General features: G+C 65.7%; 23 protein-coding genes. 15 read left to right on the forward strand and 8 right to left on the reverse strand.

The features are described from left to right. Nucleotides 1-753: 753 nt before the first annotated feature. Both DBR10_RS08695 and DBR10_RS08700 read right to left on the reverse strand, forming a co-directional pair. Nucleotides 754-1,782, reverse strand: coding sequence for an NUDIX hydrolase (locus tag DBR10_RS08695; protein WP_108504145.1), 1,029 nt, complete (start codon nt 1,780-1,782; stop codon nt 754-756). Further along, a complete protein-coding gene (locus tag DBR10_RS08700) occupies nt 1,745-2,365 on the reverse strand; it encodes a YfbR-like 5'-deoxynucleotidase (protein WP_108504146.1) in 621 nt (206 codons plus the stop codon). Before DBR10_RS08700 ends, DBR10_RS08695 begins: the two co-directional genes overlap by 38 nt. 106 nt (nt 2,366-2,471) lie before the next feature. Here DBR10_RS08700 and DBR10_RS08705 point away from each other — a divergent pair, with 106 nt between their 5' ends. Next, a complete protein-coding gene (locus DBR10_RS08705) occupies nt 2,472-3,284 on the forward strand; it encodes a universal stress protein (RefSeq protein ID WP_108504147.1) in 813 nt (270 codons plus the stop codon). Nucleotides 3,285-3,316: 32 nt separating this feature from the next. After that, the gene (locus DBR10_RS08710; protein ID WP_108504148.1) at nt 3,317-3,688 is read left to right on the forward strand and encodes a hypothetical protein; all 372 of its coding nucleotides are present in this window, start codon (nt 3,317-3,319) and stop codon (nt 3,686-3,688) included. A 15-nt stretch (nt 3,689-3,703) separates the two neighbouring features. Here the strand turns inward: DBR10_RS08710 and DBR10_RS08715 are convergent, their stop codons facing one another. From DBR10_RS08715 to DBR10_RS08735, 5 genes are all read right to left on the reverse strand, one after another. Further along, nucleotides 3,704-4,504: a hypothetical protein gene (locus DBR10_RS08715; protein WP_108504171.1), complete on the reverse strand. Its 801-nt coding sequence runs from the start codon at nt 4,502-4,504 to the stop codon at nt 3,704-3,706. Between the two features lie 99 nt (nt 4,505-4,603). Next, a complete protein-coding gene (locus DBR10_RS08720; protein ID WP_108504149.1) occupies nt 4,604-5,470 on the reverse strand; it encodes an AAA family ATPase in 867 nt (288 codons plus the stop codon). 119 nt (nt 5,471-5,589) lie between these two features. Continuing rightward, the gene (gene pseH, locus DBR10_RS08725) at nt 5,590-6,177 is read right to left on the reverse strand and encodes a UDP-4-amino-4,6-dideoxy-N-acetyl-beta-L-altrosamine N-acetyltransferase (protein ID WP_218278568.1); all 588 of its coding nucleotides are present in this window, start codon (nt 6,175-6,177) and stop codon (nt 5,590-5,592) included. Continuing rightward, nucleotides 6,174-6,893, reverse strand: coding sequence for a cytidylyltransferase domain-containing protein (locus tag DBR10_RS08730; protein WP_108504150.1), 720 nt, complete (start codon nt 6,891-6,893; stop codon nt 6,174-6,176). The genes pseH and DBR10_RS08730 overlap by 4 nt, the downstream gene beginning before the upstream one ends. A 92-nt stretch (nt 6,894-6,985) precedes the next feature. Beyond that, a complete protein-coding gene (locus DBR10_RS08735; RefSeq protein WP_108504151.1) occupies nt 6,986-8,779 on the reverse strand; it encodes a tetratricopeptide repeat protein in 1,794 nt (597 codons plus the stop codon). A gap of 185 nt (nt 8,780-8,964) precedes the next feature. Here DBR10_RS08735 and flbT point away from each other — a divergent pair, with 185 nt between their 5' ends. The 12 genes from flbT to ssb all read left to right on the forward strand — a co-directional run bounded on the left by flbT (nt 8,965) and on the right by ssb (nt 18,673). Continuing rightward, on the forward strand, nt 8,965-9,390 hold the full coding sequence (gene flbT / locus DBR10_RS08740; protein ID WP_108490336.1) for a flagellar biosynthesis repressor FlbT: 426 nt from the start codon (nt 8,965-8,967) through the stop codon (nt 9,388-9,390). Next, the gene (flaF, locus tag DBR10_RS08745; RefSeq protein ID WP_108490335.1) at nt 9,350-9,712 is read left to right on the forward strand and encodes a flagellar biosynthesis regulator FlaF; all 363 of its coding nucleotides are present in this window, start codon (nt 9,350-9,352) and stop codon (nt 9,710-9,712) included. The genes flbT and flaF overlap by 41 nt, the downstream gene beginning before the upstream one ends. 242 nt (nt 9,713-9,954) lie before the next feature. Continuing rightward, on the forward strand, nt 9,955-10,773 hold the full coding sequence (locus tag DBR10_RS08750) for a flagellin (protein ID WP_108504152.1): 819 nt from the start codon (nt 9,955-9,957) through the stop codon (nt 10,771-10,773). Nucleotides 10,774-10,850: 77 nt separating this feature from the next. Next, nucleotides 10,851-10,976 (forward strand): hypothetical protein, encoded by a 126-nt coding sequence (locus tag DBR10_RS20380; RefSeq protein ID WP_255579984.1) that lies wholly within the window; start codon nt 10,851-10,853, stop codon nt 10,974-10,976. A gap of 66 nt (nt 10,977-11,042) precedes the next feature. Continuing rightward, nucleotides 11,043-11,864, forward strand: a complete 822-nt coding sequence (locus DBR10_RS08755; protein ID WP_108504153.1) for a flagellin — start codon at nt 11,043-11,045, stop codon at nt 11,862-11,864. Nucleotides 11,865-11,972: 108 nt separating this feature from the next. Further along, nucleotides 11,973-12,284: a hypothetical protein gene (locus tag DBR10_RS08760; RefSeq protein ID WP_108489622.1), complete on the forward strand. Its 312-nt coding sequence runs from the start codon at nt 11,973-11,975 to the stop codon at nt 12,282-12,284. A 165-nt stretch (nt 12,285-12,449) separates the two neighbouring features. Further along, on the forward strand, nt 12,450-13,286 hold the full coding sequence (locus tag DBR10_RS08765) for a flagellin (RefSeq protein ID WP_108504154.1): 837 nt from the start codon (nt 12,450-12,452) through the stop codon (nt 13,284-13,286). 141 nt (nt 13,287-13,427) lie between these two features. After that, the gene (locus tag DBR10_RS08770) at nt 13,428-13,982 is read left to right on the forward strand and encodes a GNAT family N-acetyltransferase (protein ID WP_108489558.1); all 555 of its coding nucleotides are present in this window, start codon (nt 13,428-13,430) and stop codon (nt 13,980-13,982) included. 76 nt (nt 13,983-14,058) lie between these two features. Then, a complete protein-coding gene (locus tag DBR10_RS08775; RefSeq protein WP_108504172.1) occupies nt 14,059-16,887 on the forward strand; it encodes a hypothetical protein in 2,829 nt (942 codons plus the stop codon). Nucleotides 16,888-16,945: 58 nt separating this feature from the next. Next, on the forward strand, nt 16,946-17,629 hold the full coding sequence (locus DBR10_RS08780) for a hypothetical protein (RefSeq protein ID WP_108504155.1): 684 nt from the start codon (nt 16,946-16,948) through the stop codon (nt 17,627-17,629). A 14-nt stretch (nt 17,630-17,643) separates the two neighbouring features. Further along, on the forward strand, nt 17,644-18,033 hold the full coding sequence (locus DBR10_RS08785; protein ID WP_108504156.1) for a hypothetical protein: 390 nt from the start codon (nt 17,644-17,646) through the stop codon (nt 18,031-18,033). Nucleotides 18,034-18,169: 136 nt separating this feature from the next. Then, nucleotides 18,170-18,673 carry a single-stranded DNA-binding protein gene (gene ssb, locus DBR10_RS08790; RefSeq protein WP_108504157.1) on the forward strand — a complete coding sequence of 168 codons (504 nt, stop codon included), beginning with the start codon at nt 18,170-18,172 and terminating at the stop codon, nt 18,671-18,673. 73 nt (nt 18,674-18,746) lie between these two features. On the opposite strand, the gene DBR10_RS08795 is transcribed toward ssb, so the two are convergent. Continuing rightward, a complete protein-coding gene (locus DBR10_RS08795) occupies nt 18,747-19,655 on the reverse strand; it encodes an SPFH domain-containing protein (protein WP_108504158.1) in 909 nt (302 codons plus the stop codon). Nucleotides 19,656-19,790: 135 nt separating this feature from the next. On the opposite strand from DBR10_RS08795, the gene DBR10_RS08800 reads away from it, so the two are divergent. Continuing rightward, nucleotides 19,791-21,215: an alpha/beta hydrolase gene (locus DBR10_RS08800; RefSeq protein ID WP_108504159.1), complete on the forward strand. Its 1,425-nt coding sequence runs from the start codon at nt 19,791-19,793 to the stop codon at nt 21,213-21,215. Nucleotides 21,216-21,268 lie beyond the last annotated feature (53 nt).

Raw genomic sequence — 21,268 nt, forward strand, 5'->3', positions numbered from 1 at the left:
CCGTCACGATGCAAAATCGACGCACACCCCCGCAGACCGCCCCCATACTGCTCCTCGCCCCGCCACGGGGGAGGCCGTCCAGCTGGCGACCTGACGGGTGGTGGGGAGGGTCGAGCGGGAAGCGTCCGTCGGCCGTCGCATAAAGGCCCGGCAGGGTCTGGCGGAGCAGGACAGCCCACAGGGGCGCTGCGTTGAGGCCAGGCCAGGACCGCCGGGAACTCCCTTTGGCGACGCCCGCGAGGCGCGAAAGGTCCGGGCTGAAATCGCCTGGACGGTCCGGGGAGCGCCATCTCCCCGCCCGCCGGAGGCCTCTTTGGAAGCGGGTTAAGACCCCGCGCCCCGAAGGCTTTCGTCCACCGATCCTGCGGAGCGCTCCGGCCCAGGCCGAAACGGTACTCCTCTAAAAACACTCATCCGGGTTTGGCCCGGACGCTCCGCCGCCTCCCCAATCCCGCCGGTGAAAACCGGCGAGGGCGTAAGCCTGTGCCCGTCTTCCTGCACATTTCCCCTGATGATCAGGGCTATGGCCTGAGTGAGCTGTGGCGCCCATCAGCGTTCAAAATATCTGTCTTCCTGGGCCCTGTGCCCAGGACCCATGGTGTCGGGAACAGCTGAGCTTGACGTGAGACCCGGGCTCTTCCGCCGCAAAGGCCGTCAAGTTCAGAGCCTGCCGCCGGCTATGGGTCCTGGGCACAGGGCCCAGGAAGGCAGAACTTTTTTCAGGCCTGCCCATCTGCGAAAGGTCGGAAAATCCTACTCCCGCAACAACGGCAAACTCAGCCCACTCACCGGCCGGGCCGTCAGCACCTCGCGGCGGAAGCGGAACAGCTCGGCCGGGCGGCCGCCGGTTTCGGCGTCCATGCGGCCCAGGCCCTCGACCAGGTCCTCGCGTTCGACCACGCGGCGGAAGTTCTGCTTGTGCAGGGGCACGCCGGCGATGGCCTCGACGGTGCGCTGCAGGGTCGAGAGGGTGAACTCGTCGGGGGTCAGCTCAAAGACCACCGGGCGGTACTTGATCTTGCCGCGTAGGCGCGAGAGGCCGGTGGCCAGGATGCGGCGGTGGTCGGAGATCATCGGCTCGCCGAGGGCCGCCGAGAGGGCGGCGGGCTCGGCCGGGTCGTGGCCATCGGCGCGGGCCCGGTCGCGGGCGGCCTCGGGGGCCAGACCGGCCTCATAGAGCAGCTCATAGCGCTCCAGCACCCGCTCCTCGTTCCACGAGGCTCCGTCGAGGGCGAAGGCGAGGCGGGCGCGCGACCACTTGCCGGCGTCGCCGTCGGCCCAGCGCTTGAGGGCCGGGGCCAGGACGGTGTCGAGCAGGTCGGGACGGCCCTGGCGCCAGTCTTCCCAGGGGAAGAACCGCGACCACGGGGCCCAAACGGTGTCGGGGGCGTCGGTGTCGACGGCGTTGGGGGTCAGGCCCAGATAGCCGACCGAGACCACGCGGGCCGCGCCTGCGCCCACCTCGGCGCGGGGGGCGTCGCGGCCCTTGTCGCCGAAGGTGTAGAGCTGCTCCACATAGCCCAGCTGGAAGCGGGTCTGCTCGGTGACGAAGGCCCGCAGGCCCAGCTCGAAGGTGCGGTGGCCCTCGGGGTCGAACGGGCCGAACGGCAGGCCGGGCAGGGGGCTGGCGATATCGGTGACGGCGTCATGCGGGCGGACGGTCAGCACCACGGCCTCGCCGTCGCGGATGGCGACGACCACGGCCGACAGCCCGATGACGACGGATGCGCTCATTGTGGGGCGCTCATGCGGGCTCGAACCCCGCGGCCTTCGACAGCGCATGGAAGCGCTGCACATAGTGGGCCTGGGCCTCGAACGGCGACTGCGGCCGGATCTGCAGGTCGTAGCCGGCCGGCGGCGCGCCGAAGATGGCCAGGGACTCGCCGTGCTCGAATCCGGCCAGCTGGGTGGCCTCGAAGAAGGCGCAGGCCCGGTCGGCCTGCTTGATCAGCTTCTTGATGGCCGGCGGCGTCTTTACCGGCAGGCCGAAACGGATGTGGATGGCGTCTTCCAGCCGGGCCTCGAAGTCCTTGTAGCTGACGCCGAGCGCGGCCTTGAACGGGCTGATCATGTCGCCGATCACATATTCGGAGGCGTCGTGCAGCAGGGCGGCCAGCCGCCATTTGGGCTCGAGGTCGGGCTTGATGTGGCTGGCGATCTCCTCGACCACCAGGCTGTGCTGGGCGACCGAAAAGCCGTGTTCGCCGACCGTCTGGCCGTTCCAGCGGGCCACCCGGGCCAGGCCGTGGGCGATGTCCTCGATCTCGATGTCCATGGGCGAGGGGTCAAGCAGATCCAGCCGGCGGCCCGACAGCATCCTTTGCCACGCGCGGGGCGCTGCGCCCCTATGCAGCCCTTTGGCCACGAGTACGTTCCTTACGGTGAAGGTGGATTGACTGGCCCATCGGTTGACAAAGATCAATGATGGGCCGGCCCTCATCTGTGGAAATGCGCTCCAAAGGAGTTCGATCATGAGCTGGGCGAGAATTATGGCTCCCCTTGCGGGGGCTCCGGCCGACCGGCCTTTGATGGCCGCTGCGGCGACCCTGGCGCGGGGCTTTGAGGCCGAGCTGGCCTGTATCCACGCGCCGGCCGACATTGCCGATCTGATGCCCTGGATGGGCGAAGGGTTCATGGGCGGGGTGCAGGTTTCCGCGCTCGAGAGCCTCAAGGAAGCCTCTGTCGAAGGGGCCAAGGCTGCCGGTCGCATGGTGGCCGAGCTGGGCTATGAGCGGACGCGGATCATCACGCTGGACTCTCCGGTCTGGGCCGGCCTGGCCATGGAGAGCCGGCTGTCGGACGTCATCGTCTTTGACGATGCGGCGGCGCGAGGGCGAGGCCCGCTGGCCGAAGCCTTCCAGCAGATGGTCGCCGACGAGCAGCGGCCGGTGGTCGTGGCCCGTCCCGGCCTGAAGGTCGACGGGGTGGTGCTGGTCGCCTGGGACGGCGGCAAGGAAGCCAGCCGGGCTCTGCGCACGGCCCTGCCGCTGTTGCAGAAGGCCTCGGCCGTGATCGTGGCGGGTGCGCCCGAGGCCTCGTCGCGACAGTTCGACCTGTCGCGGATCAGCGACTTCCTGGCCGCACGCGGCGTGACCGCGCAGGTCCAGCATCTGAAGGGCTCCGGCGACGCCGCCGGACTGCTGCAGGGGGCTGCCCGCGAGGTCGGGGCCGACATGCTGGTGGCGGGGGCCTTCGGCCATCCGCGCCTGCAGGAGTTCATCTTCGGTGGCACGACCCGCAGCCTGCTCAACAGCGACGGCCCGTCACTGTTCCTGTCGCACTGATCTCCATTCTGCATTTTTCAAGGGAGGCTTGAATGTCCCTGTCACGCATCGTCATGCGCCTGGCCCGCAATCCGGGCACCGAGTTCGCCGGCGGCGACGACCACCGGGGCTATGCCCTGACCGCGCCCCTGACCGAAGACGGCCATCTGGACGAGGCCGCCTATGCCAAGTCCAGGGCCCATTGCAGCGTCCGCCGCTTTGCGCCTGACGAGGAAGCCGTCGACGGCCGCCTGGCCCGCAAGGGATCGCGCTGGTTCTTTGACTATGACGCGGACGACAGCGCCGACGACGAGCCGGTGCACCGCCTGGGCGAGCATCGTTTCGCGCTGGGCGAATATGTCACCGTCACCGACGAGGACGGCCGGCCCCTGACCTACAAGGTGATGGAAGTCGCGCCGCTTTGAGCCAGCCGGGCCTGGTCAGCCGCCGACATTGTGGCGGACCAGGGCCTTCATGTCCTTGAAGACGTCGTGGTCGCCGGCGTCACGGTCCTTGGCCTTGACGGTGGCCACAGCGATCGGGCCGCCCTTGGGGCCCCGAGCCTCATAGCCGACCACGCGATAGCCGTTGGGGGCCTTGTCGCTGGCCAGGATCAGGGTTGAGCGGATCGCGTCGCCCTTCTTGTTGTGACGGATCTCGGCCCCGTCATCCGTTGCGCGGATATTGACGTCGCCTTCGCCTTCGTCGTCGGTCGCGACAGTGACGGCCGAAGCCCCCTTGCCGTCGCTGATCGTGACGTTCTGGTTGATCTTGACCTCTGCCGCGCCGTCGTCGCTGTTGATGGTCAGGTGGCCGATCTTGATGTCCGCGCCGGCATCACTGGCGTCGATGTGGACGCCGGGCAGGTGGATGCTGGTCTTGTTCTTGCCGGCCTTGGCCGTTCCTTCACCGGCGGCCGGCCGGACCGAAGGCATCAGGGCCTTCAGCTCCGTCTCGATCGGGGCCAGGGCAGCTTCGGCGTCACCGCCGTTCAGCGAGATCAGGCGCAGGGTGATCTCGGCCCCGTCGCCGGCATAGGCGCAGGACAGGCCATCGGCAGCAGCGCTGGTCCGCTTGAGCCCGCCCTGCTTCTCCGGGCAGTCGAGTTTGGAGATCGCCCGCACCGGCTCGCCGCGCATCGGACGCTCGGCGTGCTCGGTCTTGGCCGATTCGCCTCGGTGGCAGGCCGTCAGGCCCAGAATGCCGACGCTTGCTGCAACAACCAGGATCGAATGACGCATGATCACCCCCATAAACGTGGCGGGAAGGTGAGGGCGTCCGGGCGAGCCGTCCAGTGAATTCCCGGTAAGGGCGCGCCCTCACCGGGATGAGATCTAAGGCTACTGGCCCGGCCGGGCACCGCCTTCGCGGCGGGCCAGGAAGGCGAGGCGCTCGAACAGGTGCACGTCCTGCTCGTTCTTCAGCAGGGCCCCGTGCAGCGGCGGGATCAGCTTGGTCGGATCCTTCTCGCGAAGGGTCTTTTCGTCAATGTCCTCGACCAGCAGCAGCTTCAGCCAGTCGAGCAGTTCCGACGTCGACGGCTTCTTCTTCAGGCCCGGCACCTTGCGCATGTCGTAGAAGATGCGCAGCGCCTCGGCGACGAGCTTCTGCTTGATCCCCGGGAAGTGGACATCGACGATGGCCTGCATCGTCGGCTCGTCCGGGAAGCGGATGTAGTGGAAGAAACAGCGGCGCAGGAAGGCGTCCGGCAGTTCTTTCTCGTTGTTCGAAGTGATGATGATGATCGGCCGAACCTTGGCGGCGATCGTTTCGCCGGTCTCGTAGACATAGAATTCGTTGCGATCCAGCTCCTGGAGCAGGTCGTTGGGGAACTCGATATCGGCCTTGTCGATCTCGTCGATCAGCAGAACCGGGCGCACCGGGGCCTCGAAGGCCTCCCAGAGCTTGCCCTTCTTGATGTAGTTGCTGACGTCCTTGACCCGCTCGTCGCCCAGCTGGCTGTCGCGCAGGCGGGTCACGGCATCATATTCGTAGAGGCCCTGCTGGGCCTTGGTGGTCGATTTGATGTGCCAGGTCAGCAGGGGCGCGCCCATGGCCTTGGCGACCTCATAGGCCAGCACGGTCTTGCCGGTGCCCGGTTCGCCCTTGATCAGGAGCGGACGCTCCAGGGCTACGGCCGCGTTCACCGCGACCTTCAGGTCATCGGTCGCCACATAGTCGGAAGTGCCTTCGAAGCGCTGGCTCATGCCCATCCTTTGCCGGATTGGTCCGGTCTCAAACGAGCGTTCAAATTACCGGCGCGGGCGCGCTTGGCAAGAGCGCCTGGCGTCCTCTTTGAAAATGCAGTTGCCGGACCCCGTTTCGGTCAGGCGTCATAGCCCTTGTCTGCCAGCCTGGCGCGCATGGCCTCGCGGCGCGCGGCCCAGTCCTCGGCCAGCAGGCCCAGCCCGACCACGTCCTGGGGCTGGCCGCCCTTGACCACATGCGAGCGGAACAGCGCCTCCTGCTGGAAGCCGTAAAGCTGGTGCAGCTTCCACACCGACTCATTGGTCCGCAGCACCTCGCACCAGAGCTTTTCCAGGTGCAGGATCCCGAAGGCGTATTCGATCATCCAGAACTCGACGAAGGATCCGACGCCCAGGCCGCGGACCCGGGGGCTGGCCAGATAATAGGCCCAGGCGCAGCGGCGGTTCTGCGGGTCGATATCGGCGAAATTGGCCAGGCCGACCGGCTCGCCGTCGAGGCAGATGACCCAGTAGAGCCGACTGGGGTCCTGGCCCAGACGCTCGAACCAGCGATTGTGTTCTTCCACCGAGATCTGATGGTCGGTGTACATGAACGGCGCGACATCGTCGCTGTTGCGCCAGGTGAACAGGCGCAGCCGGTCTGCCGGTTCGACCGGGCGCAGGGTCACGGTGTGGTGCGGGGTCGGTTCGATGCGGAGCGGGTTCACAGGCGGCGATCTCCTCCAAACGTCGCAAGATCGGGGCGCGAGGCCACGAAGCGGCGGATGTCCTGGCTGGTAAAGTCCGGTTTGGCGGCATGCAGCGCGCCATAGACCTCGCGCACGAAGGTCAGGTCGTCGGGGCGGTCGACCGTCCACCGGACGGCGCCCTCCTGGACCTGCTGGCTATGGGTGCTGATCCGGTAGCGCTCGGGCCGCCGGTACAGGAACGGCGTGACGTGCTCGCGGTCATAGGGATCGCTGGTTTCGCGATCGGCTTCCAGCAGGGCGTCGGCGCGAAACACCTCGGCGTCCAGGCCGATGGGGAAGGTCCTGTGGTCGCCGGTATTGGAGGTGTAGTCGGCCCCCGAGGCATGGAACAACGCGATGGTGGCGTCGATGACCTCGGGATCGGCCAGCGGGCAGTCGGCGGTGAGCCGAACGACAGTGTCCGGGGATCCTGCCGCCCGAATGGCTCCGGCGAAGCGGCCGAGGACATTGTTCAGGTCGCCGCGGAACACCGTCAGGTCTGCAGCGCGCAAGGTCTCTTCGAGGCCGTCATCGCGGGGATCGTCGGGGATGGCGAGGACGAGGCCGGTCAGCCGCCGGCAGCGCGACAGCCGTTCGACCTGCCGCAGCACCATCGGGGCCCCGACGAGGTCGGCCAGCACCTTGCCCGGTAGCCGGGTGGACGAGACCCTCGCCTGCAAGATTGCCAGTGCCACGACTGTTTCCTTCCCTGTCTGCGCAAACAGACTAGGGGAGGGGTCAGTCGACGGCCTTGACCTGCCTCAAGACCTTTCTGGCGACACCGGAGTCAGGCTGCGACCCATTCCCGCAGGGCCCCGGCCACCGAGTCCATGATCGGTTCCCAGTCGCCGTAGCGCTCGGTCACGAAGCAGCGGGTGTTCGGATACCAGGGATAGGCGTCGGTCCCGAGCCGGGTCCAGGAGGCCGCGCCGGTCAGCAGCCAGATTGGCGCGCCGCAGGCGCCGGCCAGGTTGATCGTGGCGTTCGAGAAGCCGATGACCAGGTCCACGGCGCTGGACAGGGCTGCGACGTCGTCGAGATCCTTTTTCAGATCAATGTCCTGCGGCTGCCAGATCTCGACCCCGAAGGTCTCCCGCGCCAGGGCGATCTCTTCCTCGCAGTCGCCGTACTGCAGGTTGACGAAGGTGACGCCGGGCATTTCCAGGACCGGCTGCCACAGATGGAAGGGCGAAAACTGCCGGGCCCGCTCGGCATTCAGCTTCAGGCTCTTCCAGAGCAGGCCGACCTTCGGGCCGGGGCCCGCGGCCGCCAGCTGCGTCTTCCAGTGCGCGACCCGTTCCGGATCGGCCGTCAGATAATGATCCCGCTTGGGGAACGACTCCACGGTCGGCCGGAAGAGCGGCAGCAGGGCTCCGATCGGGGCCCAGAAGTCGAAGCGCGACCAGTCCTCGATATTGGGTGCCGTCCGGAAGACCCGGCCCTCCTGGGCGACGGTGCGGTGTGCGGTGACTTCGATACCGGGAAACGAGCGCTGGAACAGGCTGACCAGCCGGTACTCGACGGCAATCGACAGAAAGCCATCCGGCCCCAGGGCCTCCAGGACATCCGGCAGCAGATTGGCGAACATCACCTCGTCGCCGAGGCCCTGTTCGGCGCTCAGCATCAGCGACCTGCCCTTCAGGTCTTCGCCGGACCAGCGCTTGGCATCGATCATGAAGCGGGGCGAATCAGTCAGGGCCGGGGAGAAGCGGGCTTCATAGGCTTCCCAGCCTTCGGCGACCCGGCCGAGGGCCAGCAGAATCGTGGCGCGCGCAAAGCGCATCATCGCCAGATCCTCTTCACTTTCGGGATTGGCCATCGCCGCTTCACAGTCGGCAAAGGCTCCTTCGATGTCGCCCAGATCGAGACGGGCGAAGGCGCGGTTGTGATAGCCCTTGGAGAAGTCCGGCGCGAGGCGGAGGGCCTCGTCGAAGAAGGTCAGCGAGCCCTGGCCGTCGCCGATATTGCACAGCACGGTGCCCAGGGTGTTCCAGAGCATCGGCTGGTTTGGATCCGCCAGGATGGCCGCACGCAGCACCTCGATCGCGTCGGCATCCTGGTTCATCTCCCGCAGGGCGCAGGCGAGGTTGTTGGCCCCTTCGGCGCAGTCCGGACGGGCGATCCGGTAGTGGGCGAAGAACTTGGCCGCCAGGTCGGGCATGTTCATGCGGAAAGCCAGCCGGCCCAGGTCGCCGGCGACAGGCCCGTGATCGGCCAAGAGCTGCAACGCCGCCTCATAGGCCTGCATGGAGGTCGCGAACTCGCCGACTTTTTCCTTGGCGATGGCCAGGATGTGCCAGGCCAGACCCGATCGCTCGTCATCCTGCAGGATCTTCAGAGCCAACTCTTCGGCCCGGGGATAGTCGCGGGTCTTGATGGCCACGATCGCCTGGGCCAGGACCCGGGCATTGTCCTGGTTCTTGATCTCGTTGGCGATGCGTTCGAGTCGGGCCAGGGCCTCGGTCGAAGCCGAGTCGCCGATGGGGGTGGCCGCGATCCCGCGCTGGACGATGGCGGCTGCGCCGACGTCAGCCTGTGCCAGGGAACTGGCAGAGCCTTCTAGAGCGCGCTTGCGGGACATGGGAGAGGCCTTGTCGTTTCGTGTTAACCATCCTGTGAGCCACTATGCTTAACTGAGTCCTAAGCTGCGGCTCTCGGTCGCAAGCCTGGCAAGACGGCGTTAACCCGCTTCGACTTAGCTTGGCTCTCGTCCGCCCATCCTGGCGGAACGGGTTTCGCAGCGATTGCAGAGAGGAGCCACCTGACGTGCCTTTGAAGCTTTCGCTGAAACCCGGCGAGAAATTCGTGTTGAACGGTGCGGTGGTCCAGAACGGGGATCGACGCGGCGTTCTCGTCCTTCAGAACAAGGCGTCTGTTCTTCGTGAAAAGGACATCATGCAGCCGGACCAGGTCACGACGCCCGCGCGTCGGATCTACTTCCCGGTCATGATGATGTACCTTGAGGAAGGCGTGGCGGAGCGGTTCTACGAGGACTTTGCGACGCGTCTCAATGAATTCATGACGGCTGTTCGCAACCCGGTCATTCTTGGAGACTGCATTGCAATTTCCAAGCACGTCATGGCTCGCGAATATTACAGGGCTCTGATGTTGAGCCGTAAGTTGATTGAATACGAAGACGAGAGGTTGGGGCATGTCTCTTCGGGCCTATCAGCAGGCGGCCACGAGGTCTGAAAATCCGCGTGAGCTCGAGTATCGCCTGTTTGGTCAGGTGACACGCGCACTCATGGACGCCGCCAAGGCGCCCGAGGATGACTTCGCGACGCGAATCGATGCGCTGGACTGGAATCGACGGGTCTGGTCGGCGATGGCGACCGACTGTTCGATGCCTGAAAATTCGCTGTCGCCCGAGCTGCGGGCCAGCATCATTTCGCTCAGCCTCTGGGTCGGGCGTCACTCCAGCGCCGTGATGCGCAAGGAAGAAGATTTCGAGCCGCTGATCGACATCAACCGGACGATCATGCAGGGCCTGGCCGGGCGTACCGAAGCGGCCTGATGCTTTTCGCCGCCTGGCGGCGGCTATTGCCCACCCCTTTAGGAACTTCCTGCCGCCCGGCGAATATTGCATTCGCCGGGCGGTTTTGCGTTTGGCGCCGGGTGCGAAAAAGATCTTTTAATTCAATGTCTTAATTTGGTCGGGGCGTGGCCCTCGACTGGCCCGCAGCTTGCGATGGATCTGGCAGGGCAAAACGCCCAGCCGGCCTGCCGGATAAATCCCACCAAAATGGTAGGTGATCCATGATGAACTCAATCAACACCAACGCCGGTGCGCTCGTCGCCCTGCAGAATCTTAACTCAACCAACTCGGAGCTTGCAGCAACACAAGGCCGTATCAACACCGGTAAGCGCGTCGCCAATGCCAAAGACAATGGCGCGATCTGGTCGATGGCCGAGATGCAGAGTTCAGCCGCCAGTTCGTTGAATTCCGTGAAGGACTCGCTCCAGCGCGGACAGTCGACGATCGACGTGGCCCTCGCAGCTGGCGATACGATCACCGATCTGCTCGGCAAGATGAAGGAAAAGGCCCTGGCCGCTTCCGACACCTCGCTGAACACCGCCAGTTTCAATGCCCTGAAGGCCGATTTCGAGTCGCTGCGTGACCAGATCACCAAGGCGGCCACGAATGCCAAGTTCAACGGCGTCAGCGTTGCTGACGGCACGACCGCGGCGCTGACCTTCCTGGCAAACTCGGATGGTGGCGGATTCACCGTTGCCGCCAAGACCCTGTCCCTCACGGGCCTTGGTCTGACGACGACGACCAGCTTCACCGATGCCGCTACGGCCAAGACGATGATTGCGACGATTACGACGGCCCTCGTTACGGCGACCAACAAACTGTCTTCGCTGGGTACTGCTTCTGTCGGTCTGGACACGCACCTGACCTTCGTGGGCAAGCTCCAGGACAGCCTGGAAGCCGGAGTGGGCAATCTGGTCGATGCGGATCTGGCCAAGGAAAGTGCCAAGCTGCAGTCGCTGCAAACCAAGCAGCAACTCGGCGTCCAGGCGCTCTCCATTGCCAACCAGACCCCGCAGACCATCCTGTCGCTGTTCAAGTGATCCGAAACGCCGGACGACCCCAGGGTCGTCCGGCGCCTCCTCTCAGCCGGGCGCCTTGTGCCCGGCAAGAATTTCCCATGACCAAAGGCTCCCGGCAGAAATTGCCGGGAGCCTTTGTCGTTAATGAAACAATAATGCAGTCTTTTCAGGGGCTTGGCGATTTTGCGAGACTGGGCAGCTTTGGCCCGGTCATTGCTTCCTAGGAGCGTGAGCAAAAAGCTCCCGGCAGTCAAAATGACGTCGGAACACCTTGAAAAGGACAATTCGTAATGGCGCTGAACAGCATCAACACGAACAGCGGCGCTCTGATTGCGCTGCAAAACCTCAACTCCACCAACATGGAGCTGGCCACCGTTCAGGAGCGCATCAACACCGGCAAGAAGGTGGGTAGCGCAAAGGACAACGGGGCCATCTGGGCCACGGCCAAGAACCAGAGCTCGCAGGCATCATCGCTGAACGCCGTTAAAGACTCGCTGCAGCGCGGCCAGTCGACCATCGACGTGGCGCTTGCCGCCGGTGACACCATCACCGACCTGCTCGGCAAGATGAAGGAAAAGGCCCTGGCCGCTTCCGACACCTCTCTGAACACCGCCAGCTTCAATGCCCTGAAGGCCGATTTCGAGTCGCTGCGTGACCAGATCACCAAGGCGGCCACCAATGCCAAGTTCAACGGCGTCAGCATCGCCGACGGCACCACGACCAAGCTGACCTTCCTGGCCAACAACGACGGAACGGGCTTCACGGTTACGGCCAAGTCGCTGTCGCTGACCGGCATCGGCCTGTCGGCTGCCTCGACCTTCGCCGACGCCGCCGCGGCCAAGACCATGATCGCCACGGTGACCACGGCCCTGCAGACGGCGACCAACAAGCTGGCCTCGCTCGGCACCAGCTCGGTCGGCCTCGACACCCACCTGACCTTCGTCGGCAAGCTGCAGGACAGCCTGGACGCCGGCGTTGGCAACCTGGTGGATGCCGATCTCGCCAAGGAAAGCGCCAAGCTGCAGTCGCTGCAAACCAAGCAGCAGCTGGGTGTGCAGGCGCTGTCGATCGCCAACCAGTCGTCGTCGTCGATCCTGAGCCTGTTCCGCTAACGAACAGAAGGGGCGGGCCCCTGACCGGGCCCGCCTCCTAGTTTTTCAGGTTTGAAGTCGGGGAGAGTTTTTTGACCAGAGGACGCCGCTTCGTCGGCGCGAGGAGCAATGGAAACCAAGGCCGCACTGCCGGCACTGCCGGCTGATCCCAGCCCTTCGGGGCAAATTGCCAAGTTTAACGCCCCGGACCCGTCCGCGGGCGCAGTTCCCGTTTCGGAGCCCCGTGCCGAATCAACCGGTCCACAGCCGGGTGACCTGCGCCTGGTGATCGAGCAGGACGAGGACACCAAGCAGTTCATCTACAAGACGGTCGACCGGCGAACCGGTGAGACCCTGCAGGTGCTGCCGAGTGAAGACGTGCTGAAACTGCGTCATGCGTCCGGTTACGGTCCTGGCGCGGTATTTGACGGCCTGAGCTGAGTCAAAGGTCGTCAGGCTGCGACGGTGTGTCCCGGCGCAGCCTTGTTATGGTTTATTTGCGTTAACCATAATCTTACCTTCTGATCCTACGGTCGGCTCCGTGAGGGATCGCTCGTTGATGCGAGCGGACCAAACCCGGAAAAAATTTCCGATCGGAGGCCGCGAATGACGCTGAGCGTCAACACCAATCAGCCCGCGCTGATTGCCCTGCAGAATCTGAACAAGACCAACGACGACATGCAGGGCGTGCAGTCCCGCATCAACACGGGTCTTGCCATTTCCGGAGCGCGGGACAACGCGGCCGTCTGGTCGATTGCGCAGGAACAGCGCGCCGACATGAACGCCCTTTCGGCGGTCAAGATGAGCCTGGATCGCGCCACATCGGTCGCCGATGTCGCCCTGGCGGCCGGTGAATCGGTCTCTGACCTCCTCAACCTGATGCGTGAAAAGGTCGTGGCCGCCAAGGACACGTCCCTGACCACGTCGTCGCGGGTGGCGCTGAACGCCGACTTCCAGGGTCTGATCAAGAACCTGACCCAGGTGCTCAACAGCGCGTCCTTCGACGGGGCCAACCTGCTCAACGGCAGCCTGACCACGAACGTCTCGTTCCTGGCCGATGCCGATGCCGGTGCCTCGATCACGCTGAACCTGCAGAACCTGTCGCTGGGCGGCACCATCAACACCCTGACGGCGACGGATGACATCCTGACCCCGGCCAATGCGGCCGCCGTCTTCACGCGTCTCGACGCGACCATGGGCGCGGTCAACCAGGCCGTCGGCAATATCGGCACCCAGGCCAAGCAGATCGAGGCCCACAACAGCTTTGTGTCGCGTCTGACCGATGTGCTGGAGACCGGGGTCGGCAATCTGGTCGATGCCGACCTGGCCAAGGAAAGCGCTCGCCTGCAGGCCCTGCAGGTCAAGCAGCAACTGGGCGCCCAGGCGCTGTCGATTGCCAACAATGCGCCGCAGATCATCCTGTCCCTGTTCAAGGGCGGCTAAGGCTTGGGCATCGGGCCGGTCGCGGCGGGCTGAACGCGCCCCTTCGGGTGTTCGTTGCGCCCGCCGGACGCGAACGGGCTATGCCCGGCGTGACCCGGGCGATAGGCTGCATGTGCGGCGAAACGGGGGGATTCTGGCGGCATGATCGAGCTTCGCGACTTGCGGGACGAAGACGAGGATCTTCTGTTCCAGTGGCGATCCGAGCCCGAGGTCGACCGCTGGATGTCCGACGCCGCTTTCCCGAGCCGTGAAGCGCATGCTGGCTGGTTTTCGGGCCTTCGCTCGGATCCGGACATGCAGGGCTGGCTGATCACGCGGGGCGGGGTTCCTGCCGGACTCCTGACCTTTACCGGCCTGCTCAGCCACCACCGCCGGGCGGGATGGAACTGGTTCCTGGGATCCGCCGAGGCGCGCGGTCGCGGCGTCGGCCGGGCCGCCCAGGTCCTCGGGCTGGACAGGGCCTTCGTCGAACTGGGCCTGCACAAGGTTTTCGCCGAGGTGATGGCCGACAATGACGCCGCCCTGAAGGCCCAGGCCGCCTCGGGTTTCCGTCGCGAGGGCTATCTGCGCGGACACGTGCTGAAGAACGGGGCCCCGCGCGATGTCGTGCTGCTCGGCATCCTGGCGGACGAGTGGCACGAACTGCGCGAAGCGGCCCGTCGCAGCCTCGTCGAGGCCCATCTGATTGCGGGTTGATTCAAAGTCTTAACGAGTCGTCAGCGTTCCTCGTGCATAAGGGAACATGGCGCATCATGCGCGTTCGGAACCCGTCGTGATCACCTTGGACACCAGCGCTCTGCTGACCTACTACCAGGCCCGTACGGGTCAGGCAGCAGGTGCGTCCACGGCCACGGCGGCGACCGGCGGCGGCAAGGCCAAGGCGGTCGTGCCCTCGGCCCCCTGGCTGGCCAAGGCCTCTGAGCCCAGCGCGCTGGTCAAGGCGGCCCTCAGTGGTCGCAAGTTCGTCGACGAAGCGGCCAACCAGACCAGCCTCAAGGGAGCCAGCAGCGACTACAAGAAGCTGTTCGCCACCTATCAGGCCCTCAACAGCCTCTCGGCCCTCGCCGCCCGCTCCGCCGAAAAGGGCGTAACCGACAGCGAGCTCAAGCGCCTCCAGAGTGTGATCACAAAGGGTCTGTCCGAGGTCACCGACTACGCCCAGAACCTGACCCTCGAGCAGGGGCGTCTCACCGCAGGGACGGTGATGACCAGTGACCGCTCGACCGTGGGCGTGCCGAAGGCCGTTTTCGGTTATGTGTCCGACACGATCTATACCGGCCAGGCCGACGAGGAAGTGTCCAAGTTTCAGGGCGATGTCAGCTTCAACATGGCCGTCAAGCGCTTCGGGGCGACCACCAATCTGACCATGGATCTTGCGGACATGGGCGCGACCCCGCGGACCATGTCCAACGTCGTCAGCTTCATGAACGGCAAGCTCAAGGCTGCAGGGTTCGAAACCAGCTTCGCGGTCGAGCGCAAGCTGGGCGAAGCCCGGACGGTTCAGGTCAACGGCCAGGCGGTGAAGCTGCCGGCGACCGGTGATGATTTCGCGTTGCGGATCAAGGGTGACTCGACCGAGCAACTGACCTTCACCTCGCCGGCGGCGACCCCGGCGGTCTACATCACGACGGCGGCCGGCGATCCCAATCCGGACGACAACGAAAAGACCAAAGACGCGGTCATCGAGAACACCCTGACCAAGTACAGCGCCGCCGGGGGCGGTGAGCCCGGCGGCAAGGTGTTCTCCGAAACCCTTCAGGGCACGATTTCCAGCGTCCGCAAGACCGTCGCCGGGGCCGATGGCTCGATCTACATGCTGGCCGACGTCACCAAGGACGTCAGCAGCCAGGTGATCAAGGGCGACCAGGATGTGGCCCTGCTGAAGTACGATTCTGCCGGTCACCTGCTGTTTGCCCGCAGCCTTGGGGCGACCGACTCGGCCAGCGGCCTGTCCCTGGCCGTCTCTGCCGACGGCAATGTTGCGGTCGCCGGATCGATCACCGGCCGTCTGCAGGGGGCCGTCAATGGCCCGATCAATTCCGATGCGGCGTCGGGCCTGACCGACAGCTTCGTGACGCGCTATGACGCCAAGGGCGACGAGCTCTGGACGGCCCGCCGCGGCGGGCTGCTGGAAGACGAGGCCACGGCCCTGGCCTTTGGCTCGGACGGCGTTCTCTTTGTGGGCGGACGGTCCAAGTCCGACCTGGCCGGGACGACGGGCACGGCCGGGGGAGGCGGGTACGACAGCTATCTCACGGCCTTCGCAACGGATATCAACGGCGGGCCCAAGGCCCTGTTCACCCGGAAATTCGGCGGGGCCGAGAACGACTCGGTTACTGACATCGTGGTCAACGGCTCCCAGGTCATCGTCGGCGGCAAGGAGAGCGGCAACGCCGTCCTGCGCAGCTTCAACGTCGCCCCGAATGTGGTGACCGAGACGGCGACCAACGTCGACTCCAACGGCATCATCACCAGCAAGCCGGTCACCTACACCAAGAGCGCAACCCTGACGGCCGGAGCCGTCCGTGATCTGGGTACCCTGAAGGGGGGCGATCTGGCCGGCCTCAAGATCGATGGCGGCCAGCTGTATGTCGGCGGCTACACGGCCAACGGATCCCTCGATATCCAGAACACCACGGCGGCCGCCTCGGGAGGCTCCGACGGCTTTGTGGGCCGGATCGCGCTCGACCTGACCGATACCAGCGCCGATACCCTGGCCTACTATGGCGGCAGCGGTGACGAGACGGTGACCGGGATGGCCGTGGCCAACGGATCGGCCTGGCTGGTCGGCTCGGCGGGCAAGGACCTCGAGGGCCAGGCCACGGTCGGCGAAAAGGACGGCTTCGTCGCCCAGATCGAGGTTGCAACCGGCGGCGTGTCCTGGTCGCAGCGGCTGACCGGCAAGGACGGCTATGCCACCCCGACCTCGATCTCGGTCGACCAGGCCGGGGCCGGCAGCCTGGACCTGTTTGGCCTGCCCAAGGGCACCATGGATTTCAGCCAGTCCGAACGGGTGGTTTCGGCCACGGCGGCGCGGGCCGGCGATACCTTCCAGATCCGCACCCGTGAACGGGGTCCGCTGGCCACCATCACGATCGGGGCCAAGGACACGCTTGAGACCCTGGCCGACAAGATCAAGCAGGCCTCCGGCTTCCGGGCCAAGGTCGAGATGTCCAGCGACGGCAATACCCGCAAGCTGAAGATCAGCCCGGCCTTCGCCACCTCGACGGTCGAGATCCTGGCCGGGAAGGGGGGCACGGATGTGCTCCAGGCCCTGGGCCTCGCCGCCGGCGTGGTCCGTGGAACAAAAACCGAGAACGGCAAGACCGTCTCGGCGGACGGCGGCGGGCCGGTTTTCGGCCTGCAGTTGCCGCCGGAACTGGATCTGATGACCGAGGCCGGGCGCAAGAATGCCAGTTCGATCCTGACCCGCTCGATGTCGGCCGTCCGCACCGCCTATCGCGAAATCTCCGACAATGCCCTGGGCCTGAACACCGCGTCAGGCTCGACGGCGGGCAAGGCCGGCGGCACGGTTCCGACCTATCTGAAGAACCAGATTTCCAACTATCAGGCCGCTCTGAACCGCCTGACCGGCGGTTAGTCGGGTTCTGGCCTCTGTGACGCTTGAAAGCGTCATCTTCGCGTCGTAGCCAGAGACCATGGAACTTCTGAAAGATCGTCGGGTCATTCTGGCCGGTGGTGCAGCCCTCGCGCTGGTCGCCGGTCTGGGTATCGCCATTGCCCTGCTGGGCGGCAAGGACAAGCAGACGGAGCCGCCGCCGGCTTCGCGCGCCGGTCTGATCGTCGAAACCGGTCGTGCCGACGATACCAAGCTGGATCCCGCCCGGCCGCTGCGCTGTTTTGTCGGCGGACAGTTTGTCGGCGAGACCACCCTGGCCGAATGCGCCAAGAAGAACGGTGTGGCCACCGGGGCTCTCGATGTCGGCGTTGACGAGACCGGGGCGCTGGCGGCTGCCGATCAGGCCGGCATGGTCCTGACGCCGCTGCCACCGGTCCCCGAGGTCACGCCTGCGCCCACCGCGCCGGTCGCCGGTCCCGCACCGACGGCCCCGACTCCCGCAGCGACCTCCGCGCCCCTGGCGGCCTGCTGGCGCTATGCCGGCAATGAATGGCGTCGCCTGCCGGGCGAGATCACGCTCAATGCCTGTGCCCAGGCCCTGTTTGCCGGACGTTGCGAGAAGACGGGCGGAGCCACATATGGACGCTGGGGCGAAGAAACCCTGCGTCTCGTTCCCGGTCACGTCGAGGCGTCTTCGGACAATCGTTCCTTCCATTCCGTGATCGACCAGGGACCGAACTGCTCGATCCCGGTCGCCGGCTAAGACGAGTTGCCATCATGCGTCGTCCGTTTCTGATCGCCCTGTCCCTGGCCGCTGCCGGCCTCGCCCTGTCGGGCTGCGAGAAGCAGATCAAGGCCCCGTTCGAGCAGGGCGTCTGCTTCCATGTCGGCGTCAACAAGGACAAGACGTTGCGGTTCAATCCGGTCGCACGCAATGTGACCTCGATGGAACTGTGTGCCGCCGAGCTGGAGGGCATGCGGGTCCGCTTCGTGCGTATGGGCAGCCCCAACCGCACCCTGACCGGTTCCTACCAGGGCAGTTTCATCTTCCTGGAAAAGGAAGGCATCTTCCTGGGCCAGACCTATGACGGGCCGCGCTTCATGTCGCTGGTGCGGACAGGTGACGGACGTCTGGCCGTGCCGGGTGCCGTTCGGCAGGCCCAGTAGCGGCCGTTCCGCGCAGGTCGATGCACCGCGATCCACAGGAACGTATTGAGAACAAATTGTCTTGACGTTCTTCGGTCGTTAACGTCCTGATCAGATTCCGGCGCATGGGTCGCCGGGCGAGATCAAGGTCGAAACGATGGCGGGCAGCGTCAACAAGGTCATTCTGGTCGGCAATCTCGGGGCCGACCCCGAAATCCGCAGCCTGGGTTCCGGCGACCGCGTCGCCAACCTGCGCATCGCCACCTCGGAAAGCTGGCGTGACCGCACCAGCGGCGAGCGCAAGGAAAAGACCGAGTGGCACCGCGTGGTCATCTTCAATGACAACCTGGTCAAGGTCGCCGAGCAGTACCTGCGCAAGGGCTCGACGGTTTACATCGAGGGTGCGATCCAGACCCGCAAGTGGACCGACAACACCGGCGCTGAAAAGTATTCCACCGAGATCGTACTGCAGAAGTTCCGCGGCGAACTGACCATGCTGGGCGGTCGCGGCGATGCGGCCGGCATGTCGTCCGGTGGCGATGACGGCTATTCGAGCGGCGGCGGCGGCGGCGGCGGCTATGGTGGCGGCGCGCCGCGCAGCCAGCCCAGCGGCCCGCGCGAGAGCTTCTCGGCCGACCTGGACGACGAAATCCCGTTCTAGAGCCGGGTTCGGATCCTCTGAAACCTTTCGGGGCGGTCTCCTTGTGGAGGCCGCCCCTTTTCGTTGCGGTCGATCAGTCGATCTTGATGAAGGGCGTTGAGCCCCCGGTCACCTTGGGCAGGACGCCGTCCCACTTCTCGATGGCCTGCTGCTGCAGCACCTGCGGGTTCGAGCGCAGGGCCTCGCCCTTGATCCGGATGGCTTCAGCTTCACCCTTGGCGCGGGCGACGGCAGCGTTGGCCAGGGCGGTCTCCTTGGCTTCCAGCGCCTTGGCGGCCAGGGCTTCCTGCTCCAGCTGGGTCTTGCGCTGCATCTGGTCGATGACGGCGGTCGGGTAGCGGATCGAGCCGATCCAGTCGAGCTGCGAGACATTGACGCCGTGCTTGGCCCATTTCCCGGCCACCCGGGCATAGGCCTTCTGGATCACCATCTGCCGACCGCCGCTGTAGAGGGTCTCGACTCCGACCCTTTCGGCCTCGGCCGCGACCGCCGAGCGCACGTCATTGCGGATCGGCCCGTCAAGTAACTGGTCGAAGGTCAGGCGGTAGGTCTGGTAGAGGGCCGGGGCTGAAGCGGGGTTGACCTGCATGGTCACCGAGACATCGGCCGTCATCGGCAGGCCGGTATTGTCCGAGAAGGTGATTTCCTCGTTCTCGTTGCCGCGCTCGTCCTTTTCGCGGGTGTAGCTGTAGGTGCGCTGGATCACCGGATACTGGACGATCCGTTCGCCGATGCCGCGCAGGTACCAGCGGGCGGGCAGGGCCTCGGGCGAGACGCCGGCCCCCGCCCCGAGGGTGCGGATCTTCACCCCGACATTGCCGGGCTCGACCGTGGTGCTATGGCCGATGACCTGGCAGCCGCCGACCAGCAGGAAAAAGCCGACGACGCTGCCGATCAGGATGCGCCGAACGGCGGCCGGGTTGGCCGTTGGTGCCGGCTTGCCGGGCTTGCCGATCGGGGAATGTTCGATATCGCTCACCATCCCGAGCCTCCTGACGTTGTAGCGCGGCTATGGGCACGGGATTCGGAGCCTGCGTCTCGCGCGCTTTTGGGCTGAGGTCTTGCCTCCTCTGGTCGCCTCGGTCTTGATGCGCGGCTCAAGTGCAAGGAGTGTCGCGTGTCGCCCAGAGCCTGGATCATCGCTGCCGGAGCCCTCGCGGGTCTGGCCCTGGCCGGAAGCGCCCGGGCTGCTGAGCCGGTCTTTCAGCCGGGCACCTGTGTCGGCGACTATTCGGCGGTCACCCAGAAGGTCGATTGCGGCCGGCTGATCGTCGATGAGGCGCGCGGCCAGGCCGGCAGTCGCCGGATCAGTGTCGCGGTGGCCATTGTCCGGGCCTCGGCCCCCAAGCCCGGACTGCCGCCGGTCGTGTTTCTGCACGGCGGACCCGGGGGAGACGTGGTCACCTCCGTGCCGAAGACGCTGCAACGCGCTTCTGCCCGGGAGTATATCGCCGTCGACCAGGACTGGATCTTCATTGACCAGCGCGGCGGCGGTCTGAGCGAGCCGAAGCTCGACTGTCCAGGCACGGCCCTGACCGATGCCGGCCCGCCGTCCGACAGGGACGCTGCGGCCATCACGGCCTGTCTGCAGGCCTTCAGGGCCAGTGGTGTCGACCTGTCGCGCTACAACGCCTTTGAGGTGGCCCGGGATGTCCAGGACCTGCGCCGAGCCCTGAAGCTTGAGTGGATTGACCTGTTCGGTGGCTCCTATGGCACCCGGATCGAGGCGGAGATCCAGGCCCATGTGCCGGAGGGTGTTCGGGCTGTGGTCCAGGATTCGCCCTGGCCGCCTGAGGCAGACTGGACGGTCGGTGGTCCGGAGATGGTTTCGGGTTCGATCGACATCGTCATGGCCAAGTGCGCCATGGTGGCCGAGTGCGCCAGCCGCTATCCGGACCTGAAGGCGAAACTCGCGGCCGTCGCGGAGCGCTGGCTGGCCGGGCCCCAGACCGTCGGGGGCAAGACCTATACTGCCGACGACCTTGGCGGCTACCTGATGGATGCCAGCTATTTCAATGCGGCCTACCTGCCGCGTGAGCTGTGGAAAATCATCGGCGGCGACCTGTCGCCGGTCGAGTCCTTCGTCGAGAGCCGTGACTATTACAGCGAGGGTCAGTTCATGACCCACCTCTGCAAGGAGGAGTTGCCCTTTGAGTCCCGGTCGGCTGTGGCGGACGGCGCGGCGCGAGACCCTGTCGCCCGGTTGATCGTGGCCTCGATGCAGCGCATGCACGACGTCTGCAAACGTATCGATGTCGGGGCCGTCAATCCCGTCGAGAACCTGCCGGTGAAGACGGCGATTCCGACCCTGTTCCTTGCGGCCGAGATCGATCCGGGCTGCCCGCCCGACCTGACCCGCGCCGCAGCCAAGGGCTATGCCGGGAGCCAGGTGGTCATCGTCACCAACGCCACTCACGGGGTGACCAGCCGCAACCCCTGTGCCCGCAGGATGGTGCGGGACTTCTTTGCTGACCCGTCACGGCCGGTGGATCGCAGCTGCCTGCCGGCCGACAATGCGCCGATGCGGTTCGTCTACGACTGACCCTCCAGCAGCAGGTTCGCCAGCGGCGACGCATCCCACGCCGGGGCGCGCGG

This window comes from Caulobacter sp. HMWF025, assembly GCF_003060965.1.
Classification (GTDB): Bacteria; Pseudomonadota; Alphaproteobacteria; order Caulobacterales; family Caulobacteraceae; genus Caulobacter.

What these genes read in the sequence shown, in the direction of transcription:
- DBR10_RS08695 (WP_108504145.1), bottom strand. Translation starts at nt 1,782, where the DNA reads ATGCGCTGTCGAAGGCCGCGGGGTTCGAGCCCGCATGAGCGCCCCACA.
- DBR10_RS08705 (WP_108504147.1), top strand. Translation starts at nt 2,472, where the DNA reads ATGAGCTGGGCGAGAATTATGGCTCCCCTTGCGGGGGCTCCGGCCGAC.
- DBR10_RS08710 (WP_108504148.1), top strand. Translation starts at nt 3,317, where the DNA reads ATGTCCCTGTCACGCATCGTCATGCGCCTGGCCCGCAATCCGGGCACC.
- DBR10_RS08715 (WP_108504171.1), bottom strand. Translation starts at nt 4,504, where the DNA reads ATGCGTCATTCGATCCTGGTTGTTGCAGCAAGCGTCGGCATTCTGGGC.
- DBR10_RS08720 (WP_108504149.1), bottom strand. Translation starts at nt 5,470, where the DNA reads ATGAGCCAGCGCTTCGAAGGCACTTCCGACTATGTGGCGACCGATGAC.
- DBR10_RS08735 (WP_108504151.1), bottom strand. Translation starts at nt 8,779, where the DNA reads ATGTCCCGCAAGCGCGCTCTAGAAGGCTCTGCCAGTTCCCTGGCACAG.
- flaF (WP_108490335.1), top strand. Translation starts at nt 9,350, where the DNA reads ATGTCTCTTCGGGCCTATCAGCAGGCGGCCACGAGGTCTGAAAATCCG.
- DBR10_RS08750 (WP_108504152.1), top strand. Translation starts at nt 9,955, where the DNA reads ATGATGAACTCAATCAACACCAACGCCGGTGCGCTCGTCGCCCTGCAG.
- DBR10_RS20380 (WP_255579984.1), top strand. Translation starts at nt 10,851, where the DNA reads ATGACCAAAGGCTCCCGGCAGAAATTGCCGGGAGCCTTTGTCGTTAAT.
- DBR10_RS08755 (WP_108504153.1), top strand. Translation starts at nt 11,043, where the DNA reads ATGGCGCTGAACAGCATCAACACGAACAGCGGCGCTCTGATTGCGCTG.
- DBR10_RS08760 (WP_108489622.1), top strand. Translation starts at nt 11,973, where the DNA reads ATGGAAACCAAGGCCGCACTGCCGGCACTGCCGGCTGATCCCAGCCCT.
- DBR10_RS08765 (WP_108504154.1), top strand. Translation starts at nt 12,450, where the DNA reads ATGACGCTGAGCGTCAACACCAATCAGCCCGCGCTGATTGCCCTGCAG.
- DBR10_RS08770 (WP_108489558.1), top strand. Translation starts at nt 13,428, where the DNA reads ATGATCGAGCTTCGCGACTTGCGGGACGAAGACGAGGATCTTCTGTTC.
- DBR10_RS08780 (WP_108504155.1), top strand. Translation starts at nt 16,946, where the DNA reads ATGGAACTTCTGAAAGATCGTCGGGTCATTCTGGCCGGTGGTGCAGCC.
- DBR10_RS08785 (WP_108504156.1), top strand. Translation starts at nt 17,644, where the DNA reads ATGCGTCGTCCGTTTCTGATCGCCCTGTCCCTGGCCGCTGCCGGCCTC.
- ssb (WP_108504157.1), top strand. Translation starts at nt 18,170, where the DNA reads ATGGCGGGCAGCGTCAACAAGGTCATTCTGGTCGGCAATCTCGGGGCC.
- DBR10_RS08795 (WP_108504158.1), bottom strand. Translation starts at nt 19,655, where the DNA reads ATGGTGAGCGATATCGAACATTCCCCGATCGGCAAGCCCGGCAAGCCG.